Origin of the sequence: Micromonospora sp. NPDC000089, assembly GCF_042899365.1 — a bacterium.
Lineage (GTDB): Bacteria > Actinomycetota > Actinomycetes > Mycobacteriales > Micromonosporaceae > Micromonospora.
Genome location: NZ_JBIAZT010000001.1, coordinates 237,885 through 260,035, shown reverse-complemented (window position 1 = coordinate 260,035; position 22,151 = coordinate 237,885). Strand labels below are relative to the sequence as shown.

General features: G+C 74.5%; 26 protein-coding genes. 18 read left to right on the top strand and 8 right to left on the bottom strand.

What is annotated here, in order from left to right; all coding sequences use genetic code 11:
* Window positions 1-3: 3 nt before the first annotated feature.
* A complete protein-coding gene (locus ACFY3U_RS01265; protein ID WP_387192916.1) occupies window positions 4-591 on the bottom strand; it encodes a TetR family transcriptional regulator in 588 nt (195 codons plus the stop codon).
* A 60-nt stretch (window positions 592-651) separates the two neighbouring features.
* On the opposite strand from ACFY3U_RS01265, the gene proS reads away from it, so the two are divergent.
* The 12 genes from proS to ACFY3U_RS01205 all read left to right on the top strand — a co-directional run bounded on the left by proS (window position 652) and on the right by ACFY3U_RS01205 (window position 9,017).
* A complete protein-coding gene (gene proS / locus ACFY3U_RS01260) occupies window positions 652-2,058 on the top strand; it encodes a proline--tRNA ligase (RefSeq protein ID WP_387192914.1) in 1,407 nt (468 codons plus the stop codon).
* Between the two features lie 67 nt (window positions 2,059-2,125).
* On the top strand, window positions 2,126-2,773 hold the full coding sequence (locus ACFY3U_RS01255; protein ID WP_387192911.1) for a DUF402 domain-containing protein: 648 nt from the start codon (window positions 2,126-2,128) through the stop codon (window positions 2,771-2,773).
* A 238-nt stretch (window positions 2,774-3,011) separates the two neighbouring features.
* Window positions 3,012-3,518, top strand: a complete 507-nt coding sequence (rpsP, locus tag ACFY3U_RS01250) for a 30S ribosomal protein S16 (RefSeq protein ID WP_387192908.1) — start codon at window positions 3,012-3,014, stop codon at window positions 3,516-3,518.
* Between the two features lies 1 nt (window position 3,519).
* On the top strand, window positions 3,520-3,753 hold the full coding sequence (locus tag ACFY3U_RS01245; protein ID WP_013284588.1) for an RNA-binding protein: 234 nt from the start codon (window positions 3,520-3,522) through the stop codon (window positions 3,751-3,753).
* 2 nt (window positions 3,754-3,755) lie between these two features.
* Entirely contained in the window at window positions 3,756-4,367 is a 612-nt protein-coding gene (gene rimM / locus ACFY3U_RS01240; RefSeq protein WP_387194102.1) for a ribosome maturation factor RimM, read from the top strand.
* A gap of 19 nt (window positions 4,368-4,386) precedes the next feature.
* On the top strand, window positions 4,387-5,175 hold the full coding sequence (gene trmD, locus ACFY3U_RS01235; RefSeq protein ID WP_387192905.1) for a tRNA (guanosine(37)-N1)-methyltransferase TrmD: 789 nt from the start codon (window positions 4,387-4,389) through the stop codon (window positions 5,173-5,175).
* A gap of 143 nt (window positions 5,176-5,318) precedes the next feature.
* Complete coding sequence (gene rplS, locus ACFY3U_RS01230; RefSeq protein ID WP_110562427.1) at window positions 5,319-5,675, top strand: 50S ribosomal protein L19; 357 nt, start codon at window positions 5,319-5,321, stop codon at window positions 5,673-5,675.
* Window positions 5,676-5,847: 172 nt separating this feature from the next.
* Complete coding sequence (gene lepB, locus ACFY3U_RS01225) at window positions 5,848-6,732, top strand: signal peptidase I (RefSeq protein WP_387192902.1); 885 nt, start codon at window positions 5,848-5,850, stop codon at window positions 6,730-6,732.
* Window positions 6,729-7,364, top strand: coding sequence for a signal peptidase I (gene lepB / locus ACFY3U_RS01220; RefSeq protein ID WP_387192899.1), 636 nt, complete (start codon window positions 6,729-6,731; stop codon window positions 7,362-7,364). Before lepB (ACFY3U_RS01225) ends, lepB (ACFY3U_RS01220) begins: the two co-directional genes overlap by 4 nt.
* A 59-nt stretch (window positions 7,365-7,423) precedes the next feature.
* Complete coding sequence (locus ACFY3U_RS01215) at window positions 7,424-7,891, top strand: NUDIX hydrolase (RefSeq protein WP_387192896.1); 468 nt, start codon at window positions 7,424-7,426, stop codon at window positions 7,889-7,891.
* Window positions 7,885-8,697 carry a ribonuclease HII gene (locus ACFY3U_RS01210; RefSeq protein WP_387192893.1) on the top strand — a complete coding sequence of 271 codons (813 nt, stop codon included), beginning with the start codon at window positions 7,885-7,887 and terminating at the stop codon, window positions 8,695-8,697. The genes ACFY3U_RS01215 and ACFY3U_RS01210 overlap by 7 nt, the downstream gene beginning before the upstream one ends.
* Entirely contained in the window at window positions 8,694-9,017 is a 324-nt protein-coding gene (locus ACFY3U_RS01205) for a DUF2469 domain-containing protein (RefSeq protein ID WP_011905215.1), read from the top strand. Before ACFY3U_RS01210 ends, ACFY3U_RS01205 begins: the two co-directional genes overlap by 4 nt.
* Window positions 9,018-9,062: 45 nt before the next feature.
* On the opposite strand, the gene ACFY3U_RS01200 is transcribed toward ACFY3U_RS01205, so the two are convergent.
* Together ACFY3U_RS01200 and ACFY3U_RS01195 are read right to left on the bottom strand one after the other, a co-directional pair.
* A complete protein-coding gene (locus ACFY3U_RS01200; RefSeq protein ID WP_387192890.1) occupies window positions 9,063-10,169 on the bottom strand; it encodes a sulfite oxidase in 1,107 nt (368 codons plus the stop codon).
* A gap of 39 nt (window positions 10,170-10,208) precedes the next feature.
* Window positions 10,209-10,766 (bottom strand): hypothetical protein, encoded by a 558-nt coding sequence (locus ACFY3U_RS01195; protein WP_387192887.1) that lies wholly within the window; start codon window positions 10,764-10,766, stop codon window positions 10,209-10,211.
* 126 nt (window positions 10,767-10,892) lie between these two features.
* On the opposite strand from ACFY3U_RS01195, the gene ACFY3U_RS01190 reads away from it, so the two are divergent.
* The gene (locus ACFY3U_RS01190) at window positions 10,893-11,606 is read left to right on the top strand and encodes a murein hydrolase activator EnvC family protein (RefSeq protein ID WP_387192884.1); all 714 of its coding nucleotides are present in this window, start codon (window positions 10,893-10,895) and stop codon (window positions 11,604-11,606) included.
* 99 nt (window positions 11,607-11,705) lie between these two features.
* Here ACFY3U_RS01190 and ACFY3U_RS01185 read toward each other — a convergent pair whose 3' ends face one another.
* Both ACFY3U_RS01185 and ACFY3U_RS01180 read right to left on the bottom strand, forming a co-directional pair.
* On the bottom strand, window positions 11,706-12,887 hold the full coding sequence (locus tag ACFY3U_RS01185) for an aminotransferase class V-fold PLP-dependent enzyme (protein WP_387192881.1): 1,182 nt from the start codon (window positions 12,885-12,887) through the stop codon (window positions 11,706-11,708).
* Between the two features lie 194 nt (window positions 12,888-13,081).
* Window positions 13,082-14,104 (bottom strand): tyrosine recombinase XerC, encoded by a 1,023-nt coding sequence (locus ACFY3U_RS01180; RefSeq protein WP_387194099.1) that lies wholly within the window; start codon window positions 14,102-14,104, stop codon window positions 13,082-13,084.
* 247 nt (window positions 14,105-14,351) lie between these two features.
* Between ACFY3U_RS01180 and ACFY3U_RS01175 the strand changes: the two genes are divergently transcribed.
* Window positions 14,352-14,690: a hypothetical protein gene (locus tag ACFY3U_RS01175; protein WP_387192878.1), complete on the top strand. Its 339-nt coding sequence runs from the start codon at window positions 14,352-14,354 to the stop codon at window positions 14,688-14,690.
* A gap of 12 nt (window positions 14,691-14,702) precedes the next feature.
* Here the strand turns inward: ACFY3U_RS01175 and dprA are convergent, their stop codons facing one another.
* The 3 genes from dprA to ACFY3U_RS01160 are packed head-to-tail and all read right to left on the bottom strand — an operon-like array spanning window position 14,703 to window position 17,825.
* Window positions 14,703-15,917, bottom strand: coding sequence for a DNA-processing protein DprA (gene dprA / locus ACFY3U_RS01170; protein WP_387192875.1), 1,215 nt, complete (start codon window positions 15,915-15,917; stop codon window positions 14,703-14,705).
* The gene (locus tag ACFY3U_RS01165) at window positions 15,914-17,434 is read right to left on the bottom strand and encodes a YifB family Mg chelatase-like AAA ATPase (RefSeq protein ID WP_387192872.1); all 1,521 of its coding nucleotides are present in this window, start codon (window positions 17,432-17,434) and stop codon (window positions 15,914-15,916) included. The genes dprA and ACFY3U_RS01165 overlap by 4 nt, the downstream gene beginning before the upstream one ends.
* Window positions 17,435-17,465: 31 nt before the next feature.
* Window positions 17,466-17,825, bottom strand: a complete 360-nt coding sequence (locus tag ACFY3U_RS01160; RefSeq protein WP_387192869.1) for a YraN family protein — start codon at window positions 17,823-17,825, stop codon at window positions 17,466-17,468.
* Between the two features lie 172 nt (window positions 17,826-17,997).
* On the opposite strand from ACFY3U_RS01160, the gene ACFY3U_RS01155 reads away from it, so the two are divergent.
* The 4 genes from ACFY3U_RS01155 (at window position 17,998) to tsf (ending at window position 22,054) form a co-directional block, all read left to right on the top strand.
* Window positions 17,998-18,477 carry a diadenosine tetraphosphate hydrolase gene (locus tag ACFY3U_RS01155; protein WP_387192866.1) on the top strand — a complete coding sequence of 160 codons (480 nt, stop codon included), beginning with the start codon at window positions 17,998-18,000 and terminating at the stop codon, window positions 18,475-18,477.
* Between the two features lie 362 nt (window positions 18,478-18,839).
* Entirely contained in the window at window positions 18,840-19,784 is a 945-nt protein-coding gene (locus ACFY3U_RS01150; protein WP_387194097.1) for a hypothetical protein, read from the top strand.
* 379 nt (window positions 19,785-20,163) lie between these two features.
* Window positions 20,164-21,093: a 30S ribosomal protein S2 gene (gene rpsB, locus ACFY3U_RS01145; protein ID WP_387192863.1), complete on the top strand. Its 930-nt coding sequence runs from the start codon at window positions 20,164-20,166 to the stop codon at window positions 21,091-21,093.
* Window positions 21,094-21,226: 133 nt separating this feature from the next.
* Window positions 21,227-22,054, top strand: a complete 828-nt coding sequence (gene tsf, locus ACFY3U_RS01140; RefSeq protein ID WP_387192860.1) for a translation elongation factor Ts — start codon at window positions 21,227-21,229, stop codon at window positions 22,052-22,054.
* Window positions 22,055-22,151: the final 97 nt, after the last annotated feature.

Sequence of the window (22,151 nt, the reverse complement as noted above, 5' to 3'; positions counted from 1 at the left end):
GGGTCACGGGTGCGGGGTGGCAGCGGTGAGGAAGAGGTGGACGGCCAGGTCGGCCAGTTGGTCGGCGGTGTCGTCCACCGGGGACCGGGGGAGCACGATGTGGCTGACCACCAGGCGGACCACACTGTCGGCGGCGAAGGACAGCGCCGCCGGGTCGGCCGACGGCAGCTGCTCACCGGCCCACCCGATCAGCGCGGCGGAGGCCTCGGTCAGCACCAGCTCGGCCCGGGTGGTCAGGTACGGCAACAGCTCGTCCGAGCCGCCCCGGGCGCTGGTCAGGATCGCCTTGACCAGGGGGTTGTCGGCCGCTGCGGCGAGGCTGTGCCGGATCGCCGCGTACGCCCCGGCCCGGACGTCGGGGCCGTGCGAGCGCAGGGCGGTGCGCACCTCGGCGACGAACCGGTCGACCTCGCGTCGGGCGAGCGCCTCGGCCAGGCCCGCCTTGCTGCCGAACTCGTTGTAGACCGTCTGCCGGCTCACCCCGGCGGCGGTGGCCACGCCGCCCATCCGCACCGCGTCCCAGCCTGCGGTCACGGTCTGCTCGCGGGCCGCGTCCACGATGGCGTCCCGCAGCCTGTTCCGCTCACCCATGGTGGTTGCAGTCTAGGGCGGTCATCCTGCCTCCTGCGGCGCCGCATAGGATGTGCGGTCATGGCACGCGTGCTCACTCCCCGTGCGGAGGACTTCCCCCGCTGGTACCAGGACCTGATCGCCAAGGCGAAGCTGGCCGACAACGGCCCGGTCCGCGGCACCATGGTCATCCGCCCCGCCGGCTACGCCATCTGGGAACGGATGCAGGCCGAGATGGACGCCCGGATCAAGGCGGCCGGCGCGGAGAACGCGTACTTCCCGCTGTTCATCCCGGAGAGCTACCTCAAGCGCGAGGCCGAGCACGTCGAGGGCTTCTCGCCGGAGCTGGCGGTGGTCACCCACGGTGGCGGCAAGCAGCTCGCCGAGCCGGTGGTGGTGCGCCCCACCAGCGAGACGGTGATCGGCGAGTTCATGGCCAAGTGGATCGACTCGTACCGGGACCTGCCGCTGCTGCTCAACCAGTGGGCGAACGTGGTCCGCTGGGAGCTGCGCCCGCGGATCTTCCTGCGCACCAGCGAGTTCCTCTGGCAGGAGGGGCACACCGCGCACGCCACCCGCGAGGACGCCCGCGCCTACGCGCGGCGGATCCTGCACGAGGCGTACGAGGACCTGATGGTCAACGTGCTGGGCATTCCGGTGGTGGTCGGCCTGAAGACCGCCCGGGAGCGTTTCGCGGGGGCGACCGCCACCTACACCTGCGAAGGCATGATGGGCGACGGCAAGGCGCTCCAGCTCGGCACCAGCCACGAGCTGGGGCAGAACTTCGCCAAGGCGTTCGACATCTCCTACTCCGCCAAGGAGGGCGGCCGGGAGCACGCCTGGACCACCTCCTGGGGCACCTCGACCCGGATGCTCGGCGGTCTGATCATGGCGCACGGTGACGACAACGGCCTGCGGGTGCCGCCGCGGCTGGCTCCGATCCAGGCGTACGTGATGATCGTCAAGGACGGCGAGGGCGTGCGTGAGGCGGCGGCCAAGCTCCGCGACGGCCTGCGCGACGCCGGCGTCCGGGTCGCGCTCGACGACCGGACCGACACCGCGTTCGGCCGCCGGGCCGTCGACGCCGAGCTGCGCGGCTATCCGGTACGCGTCGAGGTCGGCCCCCGCGACCTGGCCGCCGGCAACGCGGTCGTGGTCCGGCGTACGGACGGCTCCAAGGCCCCGACGCCGGTGGCGGACGTGGTGGGCGCGGTGCTCGCGGCCCTCGACGCGGACCAGCAGGTGCTGCACGACCAGGCGCTGGCCCACCGGCAGTCGCGCACGGTCGAGGTGGCCACCCTGGCCGAGGCGATCGAAGCGGCGGCCACCGGCTGGGCCAAGGTGCCGTGGTCGGCGGTCGGCGTCAAGGGCGAGGCCGAGGCCAACGGCCAGGGCGTGACCGTGCGCTGCCTGCTGCGCGCCGACGGCTCGGTGCCGGACTCCGAGGACGAGCCGGACCTGGTGGCCGTGCTCGCCCGCGCCTACTGACCCGTCGTACCCCCGGAAGCCGGTCCCGCCCCGCGGGCCCGGCTTCCGCGCTCGATAGGGTCCGGGCATGACGTTCGAGCCGGGTCGGCTGATCATGCACCGGAACGTGCGGCACGGCCGGATCGGCTGGGTTCGGCCGGCCCGGGTGGTGCTCGACGACGACCGGGGCCTGCTGCTCTGGGTCGCCCGGGACACGCCGGTGGCGCACGAGGTCACCGAGGCGGGGCTGGGCATGCGGGCCATGCCGTTCGCCGAGTGGATCACCTCGTCGTACCGGCTGGCCCAGGGCCGGTGGAACGGGCCGCCGGTGCTGAAGTTCCTGCCCACCGGGGCGGCCCACTCGGTCTGGTGGTTCCGGGACGCCCGGGGCCGCTTCGCCGAGTGGTACGTGAACCTGGAGGAACCGGGCGTCCGCTGGGACGACGGCCCGGTCGCCGGGGTGGACATGGTCGACCAGGATCTGGACGTGGTGGTCCGGCCCGACCACACCTGGGCGTGGAAGGACGAGGACGAGTTCGCCGAGCGCCTCGCCTTTCCGGAGCACTACTGGGTGACCGACGAGAAGGCGGTCCGCGCCGAGGGGGAGCGGGTGATCGCGCTGGCCGAGGCCGGGGCGTTCCCGTTCGACGGGACCTGGTGCGACTTCACCCCACCCGCCGACTGGGGCGTACCGGACGCGTTGCCGCCGGGATGGGACCGGCCGCCCGTGCGCTGAGGGTGTCCCGCGTCACCTTTGTCGCCGAACGGCCGGCCCGGCCGGGTCCGATGTGAGGGATCGGCGCCGCATCTGGCAGAATGGGTCGCTGGTATCCGGCGCGCGTCCGGCGCCCTCTAACCCGGGCGCGTCGCCAGTCCACCGAGCAGTCTCCGGCCCAACCCCACTGTGCCGGGTGGCGCTCACCCGTGCACCGCCCGTACCGGGTCGGTGAGATCGCAACAGGAGCGAAACAACTGTGGCCGTAAAGATCCGGCTCCTGCGGATGGGCAAGATCCGCAACCCGCAGTACCGCATCGTCGTGGCCGACTCGCGCACCAAGCGTGACGGTCGCGCGATCGAGTTCGTGGGCGTGTACCAGCCGAAGGAAGACCCCTCGATCATCGAGGTCAGGTCGGAGCGGGTCCAGTACTGGCTCTCGGTCGGCGCCCAGCCGAGCGAGGCCGTGCAGCGTCTGCTGGAGCTGACCGGTGACTGGCAGAAGTTCAAGGGCCTGCCGGCCCCGCCGCCGCTGAAGGTCGCCGCCGAGCGCGTCGACCGCAAGGCGGCGTACGAGGCCGAGGCGAAGGCCGCCGCCGGCCTGGCCCCGGAGACCCCGGCCAAGCCGGCCAAGAAGGCCGCCAAGGCCGAGGCCCCGGCCGCCGAGAAGGCCGAGACCCCGGCCGCCGAGGCGCCGAAGATCGAGGCGCCGAAGACCGAGGCTCCGGCCGAGGCCCCCGCCGCCGACGCCGGTGAGCAGGCCTGACATGCCACTGCGTCCCGCGCTGGAGCACCTGGTCAAGGGCATCGTGGATCACCCGGACGACGTGCGCGTCCGGATGGTCGACTCCCGTCGGGGCAAGCGGCTGGAAGTCCGCGTGCACCCCGAGGACCTCGGCACGGTGATCGGGCGGTCCGGCCGGACCGCCAAGGCGCTGCGCCAGGTGATCGGCTCCATCGGTGGACGCGGCGTACGCGTCGACATCGTCGACTCGTACTGATGCTGCTCATCGTCGGTCGGATCGGCAAGCCGCACGGGATCCGCGGTGAGGTCACCGTGGAGGTGCGGACCGACGAGCCCGAGGCACGTTTCGCCCCCGGTGCGGTGCTGCGCACCGAACCGGGGGCGAGGCCTCCGGCTGAGTCGGCGCGTAGCGGCAGCGTGCCGCGCACCGAGCCGGGGGCGAACCCGCCGGCCGACCCCGCGCCCGGGCCCGGCGTGCCGTTCCGGGTTCCCGCGGAGCTGACCGTCGAGTCGGCTCGCTGGCACCAGGGGCGGCTGCTGGTCGTCTTCGAGGGCGTGCTGGACCGCGAGGTCGCCGAGGCGCTGCGCAACACCCTGCTCGGCGTGGACAGCGCCGACGTCGCGCCCCCGGAAGACCCGGAGGAGTTCCACGACCACCAGCTGGTCGGCCTCGACGTGGTCACCCCCGCCGGCGAACGGCTGGGCGAGGTAGCCCGGATCGATCACGCCCCCGCGTCGGACCTGCTCGTCCTGCGTCGGCCCGAGGGGCGTACCGCGCTGATCCCGTTCGTCAAGGCGATCGTGCCGGAGATCGACCTGGCCGGCGGTCGCGTCGTCGTCGACCCGCCCGCCGGACTGCTCGACCTCTAGACCGCTGGAGCGGCCCCTCATGCGCGTCGACATCGTGTCGATCTTTCCCGAGTACTTTTCTCCGCTGGACCTGTCGCTGATCGGCCGGGCCCGGGAGAGCGGCACGCTGCGGCTGACCGTGCACGACCTGCGGGACTGGACCCACGACGTGCACCGCACGGTCGACGACACCCCGTACGGTGGCGGGCCCGGCATGGTGATGCGGCCCGAGCCGTGGGGGGAGGCGTTGGACGCCCTGGCCCCCGACGAGCTGAGCCCCGGCGGCCTGACCCTGCCCCGGCTGCTGGTGCCCGCCCCGACCGGCGTGCCGTTCACCCAGGCGCTGGCGCACGAGCTGGCCGGCGAGTCGCACCTGCTCTTCGCCTGCGGCCGGTACGAGGGCATCGACCAGCGGGTGCTGGACCACGCCGCGACCCGGATGCGGGTCACCGAGGTCTCCCTCGGCGACTACGTGCTCTTCGGCGGCGAGGTGGCCGTGCTGGTGATCATGGAGGCGGTCACCCGGCTGCTGCCCGGGGTGCTGGGCAACGCCGGCTCGCTGGACGAGGAGTCGCACGCGCACGGGCTGCTGGAGGCCCCGATGTACACCAAGCCGGCGAGCTGGCGCGGGCACGAGGTGCCGGAGGTGCTCCGCTCCGGCGATCACGGCCGGATCGCCCGCTGGCGGCGGGACGAGGCGCTGACCCGGACGGCCGCCCGGCGGCCCGACCTGCTCGCCGCGCTCGACCCGACGAGCCTGGACAAACGGGACGTCGCGGCGTTGGACCGGGCCGGATTTCAGCTGCCGCCGGGGGATGTGGCAAAGTAGAGGGGTTGCCGCATCCGCCCGCACCCGCGGGAGGCTGCGAGGATCCCCGACCGGGGTCGGTCCGCCGGCCACCACCCGGGGATCAGAATCACCCATCCGCGCACCGAGTGACGGTGCGCCGTGAGCCTCACGAGGACACAGCGATGAACATCCTGGACGCCCTTGACGCCCAGTCGAAGCGGACCGACCTTCCCGACTTCCGGGCCGGTGACACCGTCAAGGTGCACGCCCGGGTCGTCGAGGGCAACCGGTCCCGTGTCCAGATCTTCCAGGGCGTGGTCATCCGCCGCCAGGGTGACGGTCTGCGCGAGACCTTCTCGGTCCGCAAGGTCAGCTTCGGGGTCGGCGTCGAGCGGACCTACCCGCTCAACGGCCCGGGCATCGACCGGATCGAGGTCGTGACCCGCGGTGACGTGCGGCGCGCCAAGCTCTACTACCTGCGCGAGCTGCGCGGCAAGAAGGCGAAGATCAAGGAGAAGCGGGAGAAGCTGCCCAGCTGACCTCCTCGCCACGCCGTCCGAGCTGGCCGGATGTCATATCGACCGGAGCGCATTACTCTGGTCGTACGGGCGCCGGCCTCGGTCGCGGCGACGACGGTTGTCCACTACCGCCCGTGGGGCCTCGCCGAGGCTCCCGGGCGGTAGTGTCGTTTCTGCGGACCGGGGGAGTGACGTGGTACGGGTGCTTGACGAGGACGGCACAGTCGATCCGTGGCGCCGGCGTACCCGCCGCACCCGGCCGCAGATGCCGCTCTGGCAGGAGTTGCCGCTGCTGCTGGTGGTGGCGTTCTGCCTCGCGGTGCTGATCCGCACCTTCCTGTTGCAGGCGTTCTACATCCCCTCCGGCTCGATGGAGGACACCCTGCTGATCGGCGACCGGGTGCTGGTCAACAAGGTCGTCTACGACGTCCGGGATCCGCAGCGCGGCGAGGTGGTGGTCTTCCGCGGCACCGACCGCTGGGTGGCCCAGGAGAGCCCGGCCCCGCCCGCCGGCCTCGCCGGCAAGGTCGGGCGCACCCTGGGCGACCTGGTCGGCGTCGGTCGCCCCGGCGAGAAGGACTTCATCAAGCGGGTCATCGGGCTGCCCGGTGACCGGGTCAAGTGCTGTGACGACCAGGGGCGGGTGCTGGTCAACGGCATTCCGCTGGACGAGCCGTACGTGATCCGCAACTCGCCGCTGGACGTGCCGCCGAACCCGCGGGAGTGCCGCTCCCGGCGCTTCGACGAGGTGGTCGTCCCACCGGGGCAGATCTTCGTGATGGGTGACCACCGGCTGGTCTCTCAGGACGCCCGCTGCCAGGGGCCGGTGCCGATCGACAACGTGATCGGCCGGGCGTTCGCGGTGGTGTGGCCGTCGGCCCGCTGGGCGTCGCTGCCGGTGCCGGACACCTTCTCCCCGCTGGCCCGGCCGGCCGCCGCCCCCGCCTCCGGGCCCGCCCCCGTCGCACCACCGCCGGGCGGCGAGATCGACCTGTTCCTGCCGCTCACCGGCGTCGTCGCGGTTGTCGCGCGTTCCGGACGATCCGCTCGCGCCGGGCAACGTAGGCTCCTCCCGTGATTGACGAGCAGACCGAGAAGCCCCGCAGCTCCTTCTGGAAGGAGCTGCCCATCCTGCTGGGCGTGGCGATCCTGGTGGCGGTGCTGGTCCGCGCATTCGTGCTGCAGACCTTCTTCATCCCGTCGCCCTCCATGGAGCACACGCTCGACATCGACGACCGGGTGCTGGTCAACAAGCTGGTCTACGACTTCCGCTCGCCGCACCGGGGCGAGGTGGTGGTCTTCAAGGCGCCGACCGAGTGGAGCGGCAACCCCGACGGCGAGGACTTCATCAAGCGGGTGATCGGCGTCGGCGGCGACCACGTGGTCTGCTGCGACGCGCAGGACCGCATCACGATCAACGGGAAGTCGCTGGACGAGCCGTACATCTACTCGGCGAACGGCCAGCAGGACAAGCCGGCCGACCAGGACTTCGACATCACCGTGCCGCCGGGCCGGCTCTGGGTGATGGGCGACCACCGGTCGGCGTCCGGCGACTCGCTGGAGCACTGGCAGCAGTCCGGCCGGAACATCGACAGCGCCACCATCCCCGAGAAGGAGGTGGTGGGTCGGGCGTTCACCGTGTTCTGGCCGGTCAACCGGGCGAAGTGGCTGACCGTGCCGGAGCAGTTCGACGGGATTCCCGCTCCCTGACCGAGCGCCTGGCCGCGGGGGCGTGGCCGATTGTCGCCGGTGTCTGGCAGGCTGGGGCGGTGACCGTCTACACCCCTCGCCGCGCGGCCCGGGTGCTGCTCGTGGACGCGGGCGGCCGGGTGCTGCTGTTCGACGGCGCCGACCCGGCCCGCCCCGGGCACCGGTACTGGTTCACTCCCGGCGGCGGGCTCGCCCCGGGGGAGAGCCCCGCCGAGGGGGCGACCCGGGAGCTGGCCGAGGAGACCGGGCTGCGCGTGCCCCCGGCCGAGCTGGGCGAGCCGGTGTGGGCCGAAACGGTCGAGTTCCCGTTCGACGGCGTCTGGTACCGCCAGGAGCAGGAGTTCTTCCTGCTCCGGGTCGCTACCTGGGAGGTGGACACCACGGGCTTCGACGCGATCGAGCGCGCCAGCATCCGCGGCCACCGCTGGTGGTCGCCGGTCGAGCTGGCCGCCACCGAGGAGCGGTACTACCCGCCCGACCTGCCCGCGGTGCTGGCCCGCGCGCTGGGCGGCGGTGCCGCGTGCTGACCCCTCCGCGCACCGTGGTGCGCCGCGAGGCCGGGCTGTACGCGCTGGAGCGGGCCCTGCAGCGGCGCGGGTTCCGGCACGTCGCCGGCGCGGACGAGGCCGGCCGGGGCGCCTGCGCCGGGCCGCTGGTCGCCGCCGCGGTGGTGCTGCCCGAGGGGCGGCGCGGCGAGATCGACGGGCTGGCCGACTCCAAGCTGCTCACCCCGGCCAGCCGGGACCGGATCCACGACGAGGTGGTGGCCCGGGCCCTGGCGTACGCGGTGGTGATCATCCCGGCCGAGGAGGTCGACGCCCGCGGGCTGCACGTGTGCAACCTGGCCGCGATGCGCCGGGCGCTCGCCTCGCTGACCACCCGGCCGGAGTACGTGCTGACCGACGGCTTCGGCGTCGACGGGCTGGACGTGCCGGGGCTGGCGGTGTGGAAGGGCGACCGGGTGGCCGCCTGCGTGGCGGCGGCCAGCGTGCTGGCCAAGGTCGTGCGGGACCGGATCATGGTGGAGCTGGACGGGCGGCACCCGGGCTACGGGTTCGCCGAGCACAAGGGGTACATCACGCCCGAGCACACGGAGGCGCTGCGCGAGCGCGGGCCGTGCGTGGAGCACCGCTTCTCGTACGTCAACGTGGCCGCGGTGTCCGGCCGGGCGGGCACCCCGCCCCGGTCCCGGCGGCCGGTCGGCGGACCGGCTGCCGATCCGATGGAGCGTTCGGGCGCGTCAGGGGGTACCGTCGGCGTGGCGTTGGGCGAGCAGGCTCGGCCCCCGGCGCCGGTGGGGGAAGATGTGGTCATGGAAGGCGGAGTGCGATGAGCGCGGAAGATCTCGAGAAGTACGAGACCGAGATGGAGCTGCAGCTCTACCGGGAGTACCGCGACATTGTCCGCCAGTTCTCCTACGTGGTGGAGACCGAGCGCCGCTTCTACCTGGCCAACCAGGTGGACCTGCACGTGCGCAACTCCGACGGCGAGGTCTACTTCGAGGTCGAGATGCACGACGCCTGGGTGTGGGACATGTACCGTCCCGCCCGCTTCGTGAAGAACGTCCGGGTGATGACCTTCAAGGACGTCAACGTGGAGGAGCTGGAGAAGCCCGACATCTCGCTGCCCGCGGATTCCGGCTTCGGCAGCTGACCCGGCCGGCGCGTCCCCCCGCCGCGCCAGCCGGCCCTCCCGCGGTCACTCCGCGGGCACCACGACCTCGACCCGCTGGACCAGGTTGTTGGCGAAGCCACCCCGGTTCCACGGCTGCTCCACCGGCTGGGTCCGCCCCGACGCGTCGGTGGCCCGGGCGCCCAGCGTGTACCGGCCCGGGCCGGGCGACCACTCGTACCGCCAGCGCCGCCACGCCCAGTCGCCGCCGGCGGCCGGGTCCAGGGTGGCCGGCGCCCAGCTCGCGCCGCCGTCCGTGGTCACCTCCACCGAGGTGACCGGCGCGTGGCCCGACCAGGCCCGACCGTCCACCGTGCACGGCCCGGGCCGCAGCACCCGGACGCGGGACATGAAATCCGGGAAACCGGGCGGGCGGACCAGGGCGCGCGGCTCGATCCGGGTCACCGGCACGCCGGGATCGTCGGCGTCGGCGCGCAGCCGGTAGGCCACCCCGTTCTGGTAGCCGTCGAACCGCTCGGTGAGCACCGTGATGTCGCGCAGCCACTTGACGTGGGCCATGCCGTACCAGCCGGGCACGATCAGCCGTACCGGGGCGCCGTGCTGCGGCAGCAGCGGAGCGCCGTTCATCTCGTACGCCAGCAGCACCTCGTCGCGCAGCGCGTCGGCGATCGGGAGCGCCCGCTGGTAGTCCTGCTCGACGCCGCGCTCCACCCCGTGGTCGGCGCCGGTGAACACCACGTCCACCGCCTCGGCGGAGACCCCCGCCTCGCGCAGCAGCGGCGCCAGCGGGGTACCGGTCCACTCGGCGTTGCCGACCGCCTCGACCAGCCAGGGCTGGCTGACCGGGCGGGGCCGCAGCAGCGCCCGGCCGTTGCCGGCGCACTCCAGGGTGACCTGGCGGGTCACCCGAGGGCGCTCGCGCAGCGCGGCCAGGTCGAGCGCCAGCGGCGCCCGGACCGCGCCGCCCACCGCCAGCGCGTGGCTGGCCGGGTCGGTCTCCGGGATGTCGTAGTGGATCAGCAGGTAGTGCAGCCCGGCCGGGGTGACGTCGTAACGCAGGGCCTCCAGCGGGATGCCGTGGTTGCGGGCGGCCAGTTGCAGCTCCTCGGCGCTGATCGCCTCGTCCGGCTCGGCCACCCGGGCGGGCCGGCTCACCTCGTCGACGGTGGTCATGACGGCCTCCCCGGTGTCTGCCACACATGTGGACCCAGCCTAGTCGGCGGTGCCGTCGGCGTCGCCGCCTCGTGACCGCCCGTCGGCGTCGCCGGCTGGCGACCGGCGGACGGCGTCGCCGTCGGCGCTCGGCCGGGGCCCGGATCGGAACTCGAACATCCGCACACCCGCGGGCAGCGGCCGGGTCGCTCCCACGTGCCGGTGCGCGCCCACGCCCACCCCGGGTGCGGGCGAGCTCACCCGCACCGGGGTGAATCCCTCCTCGGTGAACCAGTCGCAGATGGTCGGCACCAGGTCGGGGGTGTCGCGGTGCCGGGTCCAGAGCACCGTTCCCCCGGTCGCGCAGAGCGCCGCGCTGTGCCGGACGGTGGCCCGCACGTCCGCGTCGGAGATGTTGCCGAAGATGCCGCACAGCAGCACCAGATCGGCCGGGGCGAGGTCTCGGTAGAGGCCGGTACGGGCCGCGTCGTCGAGCAACACCTCGACGCCGGTCAGGCCGGTGGCACGTACCGCGACCGCGGCCACCTCCGCGTTACGCGGATCGCACTCGACCAGGCGCGCCGAGACGTCCCGGCCGCGGGGGTGCCGCGCCAACACCGGGATCAGCGGCGCTTCGCATAGCAGATCGTCTCGCCGCGCGGGGTTCGTCCACAGGCGGCGGATCCATCCACAGCGGAGCGCCGACCGGCCGCGGCGAGTGGGCGGAGCCGGGACGCTGCGGGCATGCGAACAGCGTGGCGGCGGTCCACCGTGTGGGGCGCGGTGGTGCTCACCCTCAACCTGTCCACCGGCCCCGCCGGCGGGATCTCACCGGTGAGCGACAGGGACCGGCCGGCGACGGTCGTCGGCGCCGCGGTGCCACCGGTCTTCCGGTGGCCGCTCGACGGCACACCGCATCCGGTACGCGGCTTCGACCCGCCACCGCGGCCCTGGCTGCCCGGCCACCGTGGCGTCGACCTGGCCGGCACGCCGGGCGGCACCGTGCGGGCGGCCGGCGCCGGGACCGTCCTCTTCGCCGGCATGGTGGCCGGCCGTCCGGTGGTCACCGTCGGCCACGCCGCGGGCCTGCGGACCACCTACGAGCCGGTGCTCCCCCGGGTACGCCCCGGCGACCCGGTGGCGGTCGGGGCGAGGCTCGGTGAGCTGCTCGCCGGGCATCCGGGCTGTCCCGTGCCGGCCTGCCTGCACTGGGGCCTGCGCCGCGGTGTGGAGTACCTCGATCCGTTGGCGCTGATCGGCCTCGGCCCGGTCCGGCTGCTGCCGATCACCGCCGCGGCCGTGGCCCGGTCGCCGGTGGGCGCCTCCGGACCGCCGCCGCTGCCTCGCCCCGACGGCCTCGACGAGGCGGTGTGGACGGGTGGCCGGAGAGCTCGACCGGCCTGCCGCTGCGGCGCCCGCCGACCGGTGGTGGCTTTCAGCGGGCGTGGGTCGGGGTGACCGCCTGCCGGTCGGACGGTGCCCGGCCGACCGGCGCCCAGCATGTCGGCTGGCGCGGCAGGCCCGGCTCGCGTGGCAGGCCCATCCGTGGCGGGCCGGTCAGCTCTCGGCCAGCAGGGCGGGCAGCCGGGCCGCCAGGCGCTCGTACTCCTGCGGCGCGTTGTACACCTGGCCGCACACGCGCAGCCAGCCCCGGCCGTCCCAGGCCATCACCGCCACCTCGGTGGCGAGCCGCTCGGCGATCCGGGCGCGCAGGGCGCGCGCGTCCTCCAGGGTGGTGGCCACTCCCGCCGGCAGCGGCACGATCCGCATGGCGACCCCGGGGCCGCCGGGGTCGGGCAGGTCGGCCGGTGGCACCCTGAGCGCGTCGCCCAGCACCCGCTGCCCGTACGCGGCCAGCGCGGCGTTGTGCGAGCGCACCCGATCCAGCCCGAGACTGCGCAGCGTGTACAGCCCGGCGGGCGCGCTCAGCCAGCCCGTGTAGTCCAGCGTCGCCTGCCACTCCACGTTCCCCGGGAAGCCCGTGCCCTGCTCCCAGGAGACGACCAGCGGCTCGATCCGGTCCCGCCACGCCGGCGCGACCACCAGGACCGCGGTGCCCCGCGGGGCGTACCCCCACTTGTGCAGGTTGCCCACCCAGAAGTCGGCGCCGACGGCGGCCACGTCGACCGGCAGCATGCCCGGCACGTGCGCCGCGTCCACCAGGACCGGCACGCCCTGCTCCCGGGCCGCCCGGGCGATCGCCGCGACCGGCAGGAGCCGCGCGGTGGCCGAGGTCAGCTGGTCCACCACCAGCAGTCGGGTGCGCCCCGGCCGCAGACCCGAACGGACGATCTCGACGACCGCCTCGTCACCGGCGTCCAGCGGCACCCGCAGCACCCGCGACACCGCCCCGCTACGGCGGCACTCCCGGGCGATGGAGAGGCTCACCGCGCCGTACTCGTGGTCGGTGCTGAGGATCTCGTCGTCGGGTCGCAACCCCAGCGACTGCAGGACGACCGCCGCGCCGGTGGTGGCGTTGCCGACCAGCGCGGTGCCGTCCGGGTCGGCGCTCAGGAAGGTGGCCAGGTGCCGCCGGGTGTGGCCGATCCGGTCGACCAGGCCCTGGCTGAAGAAGCGCAGCGGGTTGGCCTCCATCTCGTCGCGCAGCCGCTGCTGGGCCCGCTGCACCCCGATCGGCACCGCGCCGAACGAGCCGTGGTTGAGATGGCTGACCGACGGGTCGAGGGAGAACAGCAGGCGGGCCCCGGGAATCGGCTCGGGCGGCCGGGCGACGGTCACCGGGTGATCGTATCGGTTGATCGATGCCCGCCCTTCGGGTTCGCGCCGCGAGCGGTCGGCCCGCCGACGGAGGCGTCGAGCGATTGGCGCGCAGGCGTCCTCCGGGCGGCGGCTCGGGCGCGCGGGTGGTGCGGGGCGTCCCCGCTTGGCGGCTCGGGCGGGCGCGTGGTGCCCGCACGCGCCCGGGCGTCGGCTCAGGCGCGCGGGTGGGCCTGCCGGTACGCCGCCCGGAGCCGGTCGACCGAGACGTGGGTGTAGATCTGGGTCGAGCCGAGCGAGGAGTGCCCCAGCAGCTCCTGCACCGCCCGCAGGTCGGCCCCGCCCTCCAGCAGGTGGGTCGCCGCCGAGTGCCGCAACGCGTGCGGGCCGACCCGGGGCAGGTCGAGCGCGCGGGCGTACCCGGCGACGATGCGTCGCGCGGTGGTCGGATTCAGTCGTCCACCGCGGGCGCCGAGCAGCAGCGCGTCACCGGACGCCGGGCCGGCCAACGCCGGCCTGCCGAGGCGCAGCCACGCGTCCACCGCCCGCTGTGCCGGCATGCCGTACGGGACCGCCCGTTCCCGGCCGCCCTTGCCGAACACCCGGATCACCCGGCGCCCGTGGTCGACGTCCGCGATCTCCAGACCGCACGCCTCGGCCACCCGCACCCCGGTGCCGTAGAGCAGTTCGAGCAGCACCCGGTCGCGCAGCCGCACCGGATCGTTCGCCGTCGAGGCGCCGCCGGCTGCCGCCGCGTCGCGCCCGTGGGTCGGGCCCGCCGTCTCGGCGTCGCGCCCGTGGGTCGGGCCCGCGGTCTCGGCGTCGCGCCCGTGGGTCGGGCCCGCGGTCTCGCCGTCCTCGGTCCGGGACGGCGCGTCCATCAGGGCCGCGGCCTGGTCGACGCGCAGCACGGTGGGCAGTTCCCGGTGGGCCCGCGGACTGGACAGCGATGCGGCCACGTCGGTGGCGAGCAGGCCACCGCGGTGGGCCCAGGCGCTGAACGTCCGTGCGGTGGCCGCCCGCCGGGCCAGCGAGGTCCGGGCGGCGCCCGAGGTGCGCTGTCTCGCCAGCCAGCTGCGCAGCACCGTCAGGTCGACGTCGGCCGGCTCGGAACAGCCCATCCGCACCGCATGGTCGAGCAGCGACACCAGATCGGCGACGTACGCCCGGATGGTGTGCGCCGAGCGGTTACGCACCCCCGCGAGGTGGTCGGCGAAGTCGTCCACCGCCTCGCGCATCGGATGCGGCAGCGACTCGTGCACCGCCCGGGTGCCCGGCCGCCTACCGGCGGAGGGACGTCCGCCGCCGTGATCACTTCCGACAGGCACGGTCCAAGCGTAGGCCCGTGAGTACGCCGCCGGAATGCCGGATCGGGGGGTATCGGCCCTGTTCCCGGCCCCTGCGGCGGGGGAGACTTGTGCTCGGAGCGGGACGTGCCGGACGCCATGCCGTGGCGGACGCCGTCAACGGGAGAAGGGACCGCTGATGGGCCTCGACGTCGTCCTCTATCGACGGATCCGCGGTGGCCCGGGGCGCCGGCCGGTGAATGTGGCCGCCCAGGTGGTGTCCGACACCGACGACGTGTTGCTGGGCCTGATGGCCCGGGTTCGCGGCGGCGGACGCACCCCGATGCTGGACCGGATCGATCCGTTCGGCGAGTCCGTGGTGGGCGCGGACTCGGTGCCCGGGCTGCTCGCCGAGCTGGGCCGCCTGGCCGAGGCCGCCGGTAGCCCGGGAGAGACGGCCCATCTGCGCCGGGTGACGCAGCTCGTGCAGCGGTGCGTCCGGGAGCGGGACGTGGAGATCCGCTTCGAGGGGGACTGAGCCCGCCCGGCCTCACCGCTCGGCACCGGGACCGGGGGCCGGTGCGCCCCGGTCGGCTCTGCGGGCGGGCGTCAGGGCGTACCCGCCGTCGCGACGGGCCACCATCGCGAGCTCCTCGAGCAGGGCGAGCTTGCGCATCGCCGTCCGCACGTCCACCCCCGCCCGGGCCGCCAGCGCGTCCAGGCCCAGCACCCCACGACGGGGCAACGACTCCAGCACCAGCGTGGCCTCGTCATCGAGCTGATCGGTCGGGCGTTCGGGGCCGCGTGCCGGCGGCGCCAGGTCGTCGCCGATCCGGCCCACCTCCTCCAGCACGTGGGCGATCCCGGTGACCAGTCGGGCGTCCTGGTGCTCCCGCAGCACCTCGTGCGCGCCGACCGACATCGCCGAGGTGACCGGGCCGGGCACCACCATGGTCGGCCGGTGCAGGGCGAGCGCCCGCTTCGCGGTCTGGGTGGCGCCGCTGCGCGACGCGGCCTCCACCAGCACCGTGCCCTTGGTCGCGGCGGCGATCACCCGGTTGCGGATGAGGAACCGGGGGCGCAGCGGATCGGCGCCGGGCGGCCACTCGCTGACCAGCAGGCCGGTCTCGGCGATCCGGTCGAACATCGCCGCGTTCCCCATCGGGTACGGCCGGTCCACCCCGCAGGCGAGCACCGCGACGGTGACTCCGCCCGCGGTCAGCGCGCCCCGGTGCGCGGCGGCGTCGATGCCGAACGCGCCACCGGAGACCACGGTCCAGTCCCGCTCGGCGAGGCCGTAGCCCAGTTCGGTGGCGACGTGGACGCCGTACCCGGTGGCGGCCCGGGACCCGACCACGGCGACCGACCGGTCCAGCGCCTCGCCGAGCGGCCACCCGCCGCGCACCCAGAAGCAGAGCGGCGGAGCGGTCTCCCGGTCCACCCGGCGGCCCGACCCGCGGTCCGTCAGTTGGCGCAGGTCGGCGACCTTCGGCGGCCACTCCGCGTCCTCGGGGGTGATGATCCGGGCACCGACCCGCTCGGTGCGGGCGAGCGCCCCGGCGGCGACGGCGTGGGCGTCGCCCTGAGCTGTCCGGGCGGCGACCGCCGCCCGCACCCGATCGTCGCCGACCCGACCCTCGAGCAGCTGGTCGAGCGCGGCCACCGGCCCGAGCCGCTTGACCAGGTCGTACACCGCCCAGGTGCCCGGCTCGGTGAGCCAGGTCAGCGCCACCCGGGCCAACATGCGCTCCTCGCTGGTGGTCATGCCCCTTCCCCCGTCCTCAGTTGGGTGGCTTCCCGTACGTCGTCGCGGTGCGGGCGGTCCCGGCCGTCGAGGTCGGCCACGGTCCAGGCCAGCCGGATCACGCGGTCGAAGCCGCGCGCGGAGATCGCCCCCGAGTCCAGCCGACCGCGCAGCTCCGCGGTGTCCCGCGCGGGCAGTCGCCACGGCGGCCGGCGCAGGTCGGGTCCGGGGACCTCCGCGTTGAGCTTCCGACCGATCGGGGCCCAGCGGGTGGCGGCCGCCTGCCGGGCCGCCGCCACCCGGGCCGCCACCGTGGTCGACGACTCGGTCGTTCCGGCCGCCTCCATCAGCTCGGCGGCCCGGACCGGCAGCAGCTTCACCTGCACGTCGATCCGGTCCAGCAGCGGGCCGGAGAGCCGGCCGAGGTAGCGGCGGCGGGCCAGCGGCGTGCACTCGCAGTACGCGTCGCCCGCGGGTTTGGCGCAGGGGCACGGGTTGGCGGCCAGCACCAGCTGGCTGCGGGCCGGGTACTCGGTGCCGCCGCCGCTGCGGGTGAGCTGGATGCGGCCGTGCTCCAGCGGCTGCCGCAGCGCCTCCAGCGCACCCTTGCTGAATTCCGGCGCCTCGTCGAGGAAGAGCACGCCCCGGTGGGCGAGGGACACCGCGCCCGGCCGGGCCAGCCCGGAGCCGCCGCCGACCAGCGACGGCACGGTCGCGGTGTGGTGCGGAGCCTGGAACGGCGGCCGGCGCAGTAGGCGACCGCCCGGGGGAAGCAACCCGGCGATGGAGTGCAGCGCGGTGACCTCGAGCGCGGCGTCGTCGTCCAGCTCGGGAAGGATCGACGGCAGTCGCTCGGCAAGCATGGTCTTGCCGGCCCCGGGCGGCCCGAGCAGGGCGAGGTGGTGTCCGCCGGCCGCGGAGACCTCGAGCGCGCGCCGGCCGAGCCCCTGGCCGGCGACGTCGGCGAGGTCCGGCCCGTCCCGGCCGGGCGGCGGCGGGGCGGCGGGCGGCTCCAGCAGCGGACTGCCGTCGCGGACGTAGGCGACCAGGCGGTGCAGGGTGTCCACGGCGCGCACCCTGATCCCCGGGATCACCGCCGCCTCGGCGGCGTTGTCCAGCGGCACGATCACCCGCTCCCGCCCGGCCCGCGCGGCGGCCGCCACCATCGGCAGCACGCCGCGGACCGGGCGGACCGTGCCGTCCAGGCCCAGCTCGCCGAGGACCACCACGCCCTCCAGCGGCGCGAGCGGCAACTCCCCGGAGCCGCCCAGCACCGCCGCCGCGATGGCCAGGTCGAACGACGAACCGTACTTCGGCATGGTCGCGGGCAGCAGGTTGAGCGTGATCCGCCGGTTGGGCCAGCGTTGCCCGGAGTTGACGATGGCCGCGCGCACCCGGTCGCGCGCCTCGTGCAGGGCGGTGTCCGGCAGGCCGGAGATGACCACCGCGGGCAGGCCGGGCGCGAGATCGGCCTCGACCTCCACCAGGTGGCCGGTCACCCCGACCAGCCCGACGCAGAACACCTTGGCGTAGCTCACCCGACAGCCTCCCTCCGGTTGGCGGTCGACATCAGAACGCGCCCTTGAGGTGCTCGACCCGGGCCGCGCCGACGACCGGCAGCCGGACCGAGAGGACGTCGAATCGCACCTCGTCGGCGGTGGTGCCGGTCTCGGCGAGCCAGCGCGCGGCGAGCCCGCGCAGCCGGCGTGCCTTGGCCGCCACGACCGCCTCGGCCGGGGTGCCGTAGTCCTCGGTGCGGCGGGTCTTCACCTCGCAGAAGGCGAGGACCGGGCCGTCCCAGGCGATGATGTCGATCTCGCCCTCCCGGCAGCGCCAGTTGCGCGCCACCGGCCGCAGGCCCGCCCCGATCAGGTGCCGGACGGCACACCGTTCGCCGTACGCGCCGACCGCCTGGCTCCGCTTCGTCATGGCGACCACGGTGGGGTACCGGCGGTGTTCCGGGTTGCTCCCGACGCCCCGGCTGTGGACGACGGACCAGCCTGTGGACGAGCGGACGATCATGCCTCGGTCGTGCTATGGACGGCCGCCCCGGCGAGGCCGGGGCGGCGGGCGCCGGACCGGGCGCGCTAGCGTCCCGGGTATGACCGGAGACTGGCGGGACGACCGGATCGGGGCCGCCCTGCGCGGCGAGAACCCGACCGTGCTGCGGCGGCTCTCCGCCGGGTTCGCGGTGATCGGCGACAACCAGTTCCTGCCCGGCTACTGCGTCCTGATGACGGATGATCCGCGCGCCGACCGGCTGGCCGACCTGCCTCGCGAGCGTCGGTTGGCGTTCCTCGCCGACGTCGACCTGCTGGGTGCGGCGGTGCAGCGGGTCTACGGCCGCCGGGATCCGGCCTTCCTGCGGATCAACTACGAGATCCTCGGCAACCTGGACGCCTTCCTGCACGCGCACGTGCGCCCCCGGTACGGCTGGGAGCCGGCGGACCTGCGGCGCGGCCCGGTGTACGGCTACCCGGCCGAGGTGTGGCGCGACCCGGCTCACGGCCTGGCCGCCCGGCACGACGTGCTGCGCGCCGAGCTCGTCGCGGAGCTGGACCGGCTGGTGGCCGCCGACTGAGCCGCATCCGTCCGGGCTCCGCCGCACCCCGCCCGGCTCCGGGCGCCACTCGCCCCGGCTCGGATGCCAGCCGTCCTGGCCTCCGGCGCCACCACCGCCCCGGACGACCATCCATCGGTTACGGAAAGTGACTCTGCCGGTGCCCGCAGCGACCACCCGGGGCGGCGCCGACCTGCGGCCGGGCCGGGTCGAGGGGCGAATGGCGAACGTCAGAGCGGTCGCATACGGTGCCGGACGTGGACGCACGACGGAGCTACCCCGAAGATCAGGAGTCGCGCTGGTATCCGGCCGGGCACGACCGCGGCTACGGCGAGCCGGACTGGCCGGGCGGGGGTGACCCCCGATCGCGCGCCGAGGACCGGATCCCCGGCCCACGCGCACCCGAGGAGGGCCGGTACGGCGACTCGACCGGCCGGTACGACGATTCCGGGCGCTTCGGGGCGGTCGACCCGTTCGGTGACCATCGCGGCGACTCCGATGGATACCGCCCGACCCGGGCCCGCCGCGCCGCTCCCGACGACGCGGACGTCTCGGGTGAGCTGCCGGCGGAGCGCACCGGCCGGCGGGCCGCCCGGGAGACCGGCGCCGGTCCGCTCGACGTCTCCGGCGTCGACCCGCTGACCAGCACCGGCGCCGGCCCGCTCGGGGGCGCCGCAGAAGGCTCGCTGGGCGGCACGGGCGCCGGTGCGCTCGCCGGCTCCGGGGCGGGTCGGTCGACCGGCCAGGGGTTCGGTGCCACCGCGCCGGCCGGCGCGGAGCCGGGCGCGCCGACCGGAGCGGGACCCGGCCAGGGTTCGCCGGTCGGCGTGGGGGCGGCGGACCGTGGCGAGCCGACGCGGCCGTCGCCGTTCGGCGGGTACCCGATCATCGAGCCGAACCGGCCCGCCGATGCCCCGCATCCGCTGGAGATGCCGACCGGGCCGATGCCGCCGGTGATGCTGGCCCGCCCCGAGGGGGTGGCCGGACCGGACGGGGCGTACCGGGCGGGCGGTGCCCCGTCGGACGGGGTCTACCGCACCCGGCGGCCCGCCCTGGCGGTGATCCTCGGCGCGTTGACCCTGGTCTTCGAGCTGCCCGCGCTGCGGGTGCTGCTGCACGGGCTGACCGGCGACCCGGTCTCCGCCTCCCACGTCGTGGTGGGCACCTTCCTGGTGGGCGGCCTGCCGATCTTCGCCGCCGGCCTGTACGGGCTGCGCACCGGCGGTCTGGCGATGGCCGACGGCGGCCGGGGCTGGCTGCGCCCGCCCACGGCGTACCTGACCGTGGGCCTGGTGCTGTTCCTGGCCGCCGCGCTCGCCGCCCGCTGACCGGCGACGATCGGGACCCGTCGCGCTGACCGGCGATGCCCCTGGGGCCGTCGCCCAGACGGGCGCGCCCCGGGACCCGTCGCGCTGACCGGCGGCGTTCCGGGGCTCCCTCCGCCGGCCGAGGCCGACGAGGCGATGACCGGCGGACGGGGCGGGGTTCGCGCACCCCGGGGCCGTGCGGCGGAGCGGGGGCGTACACTGGTCGACTGGCGACCGCCCTCGCGCGGTCGACCTCGCGCGCCCTCTTCACGTCTCGTCGTGGAGCGACGGCCTCCCTGGTCCCGATCTTGATCGGGAACACCATGGCCGGCGACCAGGCGCCAGGACGCCCGGCCACCGGTCGGGCGTGACAACCAGGGATCTTGAGGAGTACCCCACCATGGCCGTCGTGACCATGCGCCAGCTGCTGGAGAGCGGTGTCCACTTCGGGCACCAGACCCGGCGTTGGAACCCGAAGATGAAGCGCTTCATCATGACCGAGCGCAACGGCATCTACATCATCGACCTGCGCCAGACCCTCGACTACATCGAGAAGGCGTACGACTTCGTGCGCAACACGGTGGCCGAGGGCGGCAGCATCCTGTTCGTCGGCACCAAGAAGCAGGCCCAGGAGGCCATCGCCGAGCAGGCGACCCGGGTCGGCCAGCCGTACGTCAACCACCGCTGGCTCGGCGGCATGCTGACCAACTTCCAGACGGTGTACAAGCGGCTGCAGCGGATGAAGGAGCTGGAGGCCCTGGGTGACCTGAGCGGCACCGCCGCCGGTTACACCAAGAAGGAGACCCTGCAGCTGTCCCGCGAGAAGATCAAGCTCACCAAGACCCTCGGTGGCCTGCGGGACATGCAGAAGATCCCGGCCGCGGTCTGGATCGTCGACACCAAGAAGGAGCACATCGCCGTCGACGAGGCCCGCAAGCTGGGCATCCCGGTGATCGCGGTGCTCGACACCAACTGCGACCCGGACGAGGTCGACTTCCCGATCCCGGGCAACGACGACGCGATCCGCTCGGCCGAGCTGCTGACCAAGGTCGTCGCCGCCGCCGTCGCCGACGGTCTGATCGCCCGCTCCGGCCGTCGCCGGGGCACCGACGAGAAGCCCGAGCCGGGCCAGGTCGGCTCCGACGAGCCGCTGGCCGAGTGGGAGCGCGAGCTGCTCGAGGACCCGAAGAAGGCCGCCGCCCAGCAGCCCGCCGCCGAGCAGCCCGCCGCCGCCGAGCAGCCGGCCGCCGCCGAGCAGCCCGCCGCCGCCCAGCCGGCCGCCGAGCAGCAGCCGGCCGCCGAGCAGCCCGCGGCCGCCTCCGCGGAGTGACCGCACGCCGTCTCCCCGCCGCCGGTTCGCCGGCGGCGGGAGGCGGTGGGTACGCCGGGATGACCCGGCCGCGTACCGGGTAAACCGGCACCTCAGACCATCCACCCGCAGTTCCGAGATCGAAGAGAGAGTCATGTCCAACTTCACCGCCGCGGACGTCAAGCGGCTCCGCGACCTCACCGGCGCCGGCATGATGGACTGCAAGAAGGCGCTGACCGAGGCCGAGGGCGACTTCGACAAGGCCGTCGAGATCCTGCGCGTCAAGGGTGCCAAGGACGTGGGCAAGCGGGCCGGCCGGACCGCCGCCAACGGCCTCGTCGCCCACTCCGGCAAGGCCCTGCTGGAGCTCAACTGCGAGACCGACTTCGTCGCGAAGACCGAGGCGTTCGTCGCCCTGGCCCAGCAGCTCGTCGAGCACGGCGAGCGCAGCGGCGTCAGCAACGCCGAGGAGCTGCTCGCCTCGGAGCTGGACGGCAAGGCGGTCGCCGACCTGATCCAGGAGCAGTCCGCCAAGATCGGCGAGAAGCTGGTGCTCAACCGCTTCGCCAAGCTCGACGGCACCGTCGCGGTCTACCTGCACCGCAAGAGCCAGGACCTGCCCCCGGCGGTCGGCGTGCTGGTGGAGTACTCCGGCAAGAGCGACGAGGCGGCGGACGCCGACGCCCGCGCGGCCGCCATGCAGATCGCCGCGATGCGGCCGAAGTACCTCACCCGGGACGAGGTGCCGGCCGAGGTGGTCGAGTCCGAGCGGCGCATCGCCGAGCAGACCGCCCGCGAGGAGAACAAGCCCGAGGCGGCCATGCCGAAGATCGTCGAGGGCCGGGTCAACTCGTTCTTCAAGGACTACGTCCTGCTCGAGCAGTCCTCGGTCGCCGACAACAAGAAGAGCGTCAAGCAGGTGCTGGCCGACGCCGGCATCGAGGTGACCCGCTTCCTGCGGTTCGAGGTCGGCCAGGCCTGATCCGCCGGGCCGGGCGCCCGGCGCCCGGGCACGCAACGAGAGACGAGGAGGTCGCAGGTGTACGTGACAGGCACCGCGACCTCCTCGTCGCATAGGG

What these genes read in the sequence shown, in the direction of transcription:
- ACFY3U_RS01265 (WP_387192916.1), bottom strand. Translation starts at nt 591, where the DNA reads ATGGGTGAGCGGAACAGGCTGCGGGACGCCATCGTGGACGCGGCCCGC.
- proS (WP_387192914.1), top strand. Translation starts at nt 652, where the DNA reads ATGGCACGCGTGCTCACTCCCCGTGCGGAGGACTTCCCCCGCTGGTAC.
- ACFY3U_RS01255 (WP_387192911.1), top strand. Translation starts at nt 2,126, where the DNA reads ATGACGTTCGAGCCGGGTCGGCTGATCATGCACCGGAACGTGCGGCAC.
- ACFY3U_RS01245 (WP_013284588.1), top strand. Translation starts at nt 3,520, where the DNA reads ATGCCACTGCGTCCCGCGCTGGAGCACCTGGTCAAGGGCATCGTGGAT.
- trmD (WP_387192905.1), top strand. Translation starts at nt 4,387, where the DNA reads ATGCGCGTCGACATCGTGTCGATCTTTCCCGAGTACTTTTCTCCGCTG.
- rplS (WP_110562427.1), top strand. Translation starts at nt 5,319, where the DNA reads ATGAACATCCTGGACGCCCTTGACGCCCAGTCGAAGCGGACCGACCTT.
- ACFY3U_RS01205 (WP_011905215.1), top strand. Translation starts at nt 8,694, where the DNA reads ATGAGCGCGGAAGATCTCGAGAAGTACGAGACCGAGATGGAGCTGCAG.
- ACFY3U_RS01200 (WP_387192890.1), bottom strand. Translation starts at nt 10,169, where the DNA reads ATGACCACCGTCGACGAGGTGAGCCGGCCCGCCCGGGTGGCCGAGCCG.
- ACFY3U_RS01190 (WP_387192884.1), top strand. Translation starts at nt 10,893, where the DNA reads ATGCGAACAGCGTGGCGGCGGTCCACCGTGTGGGGCGCGGTGGTGCTC.
- ACFY3U_RS01180 (WP_387194099.1), bottom strand. Translation starts at nt 14,104, where the DNA reads ATGCGCGAGGCGGTGGACGACTTCGCCGACCACCTCGCGGGGGTGCGT.
- ACFY3U_RS01175 (WP_387192878.1), top strand. Translation starts at nt 14,352, where the DNA reads ATGGGCCTCGACGTCGTCCTCTATCGACGGATCCGCGGTGGCCCGGGG.
- dprA (WP_387192875.1), bottom strand. Translation starts at nt 15,917, where the DNA reads ATGACCACCAGCGAGGAGCGCATGTTGGCCCGGGTGGCGCTGACCTGG.
- ACFY3U_RS01160 (WP_387192869.1), bottom strand. Translation starts at nt 17,825, where the DNA reads ATGACGAAGCGGAGCCAGGCGGTCGGCGCGTACGGCGAACGGTGTGCC.
- ACFY3U_RS01155 (WP_387192866.1), top strand. Translation starts at nt 17,998, where the DNA reads ATGACCGGAGACTGGCGGGACGACCGGATCGGGGCCGCCCTGCGCGGC.
- rpsB (WP_387192863.1), top strand. Translation starts at nt 20,164, where the DNA reads ATGGCCGTCGTGACCATGCGCCAGCTGCTGGAGAGCGGTGTCCACTTC.
- tsf (WP_387192860.1), top strand. Translation starts at nt 21,227, where the DNA reads ATGTCCAACTTCACCGCCGCGGACGTCAAGCGGCTCCGCGACCTCACC.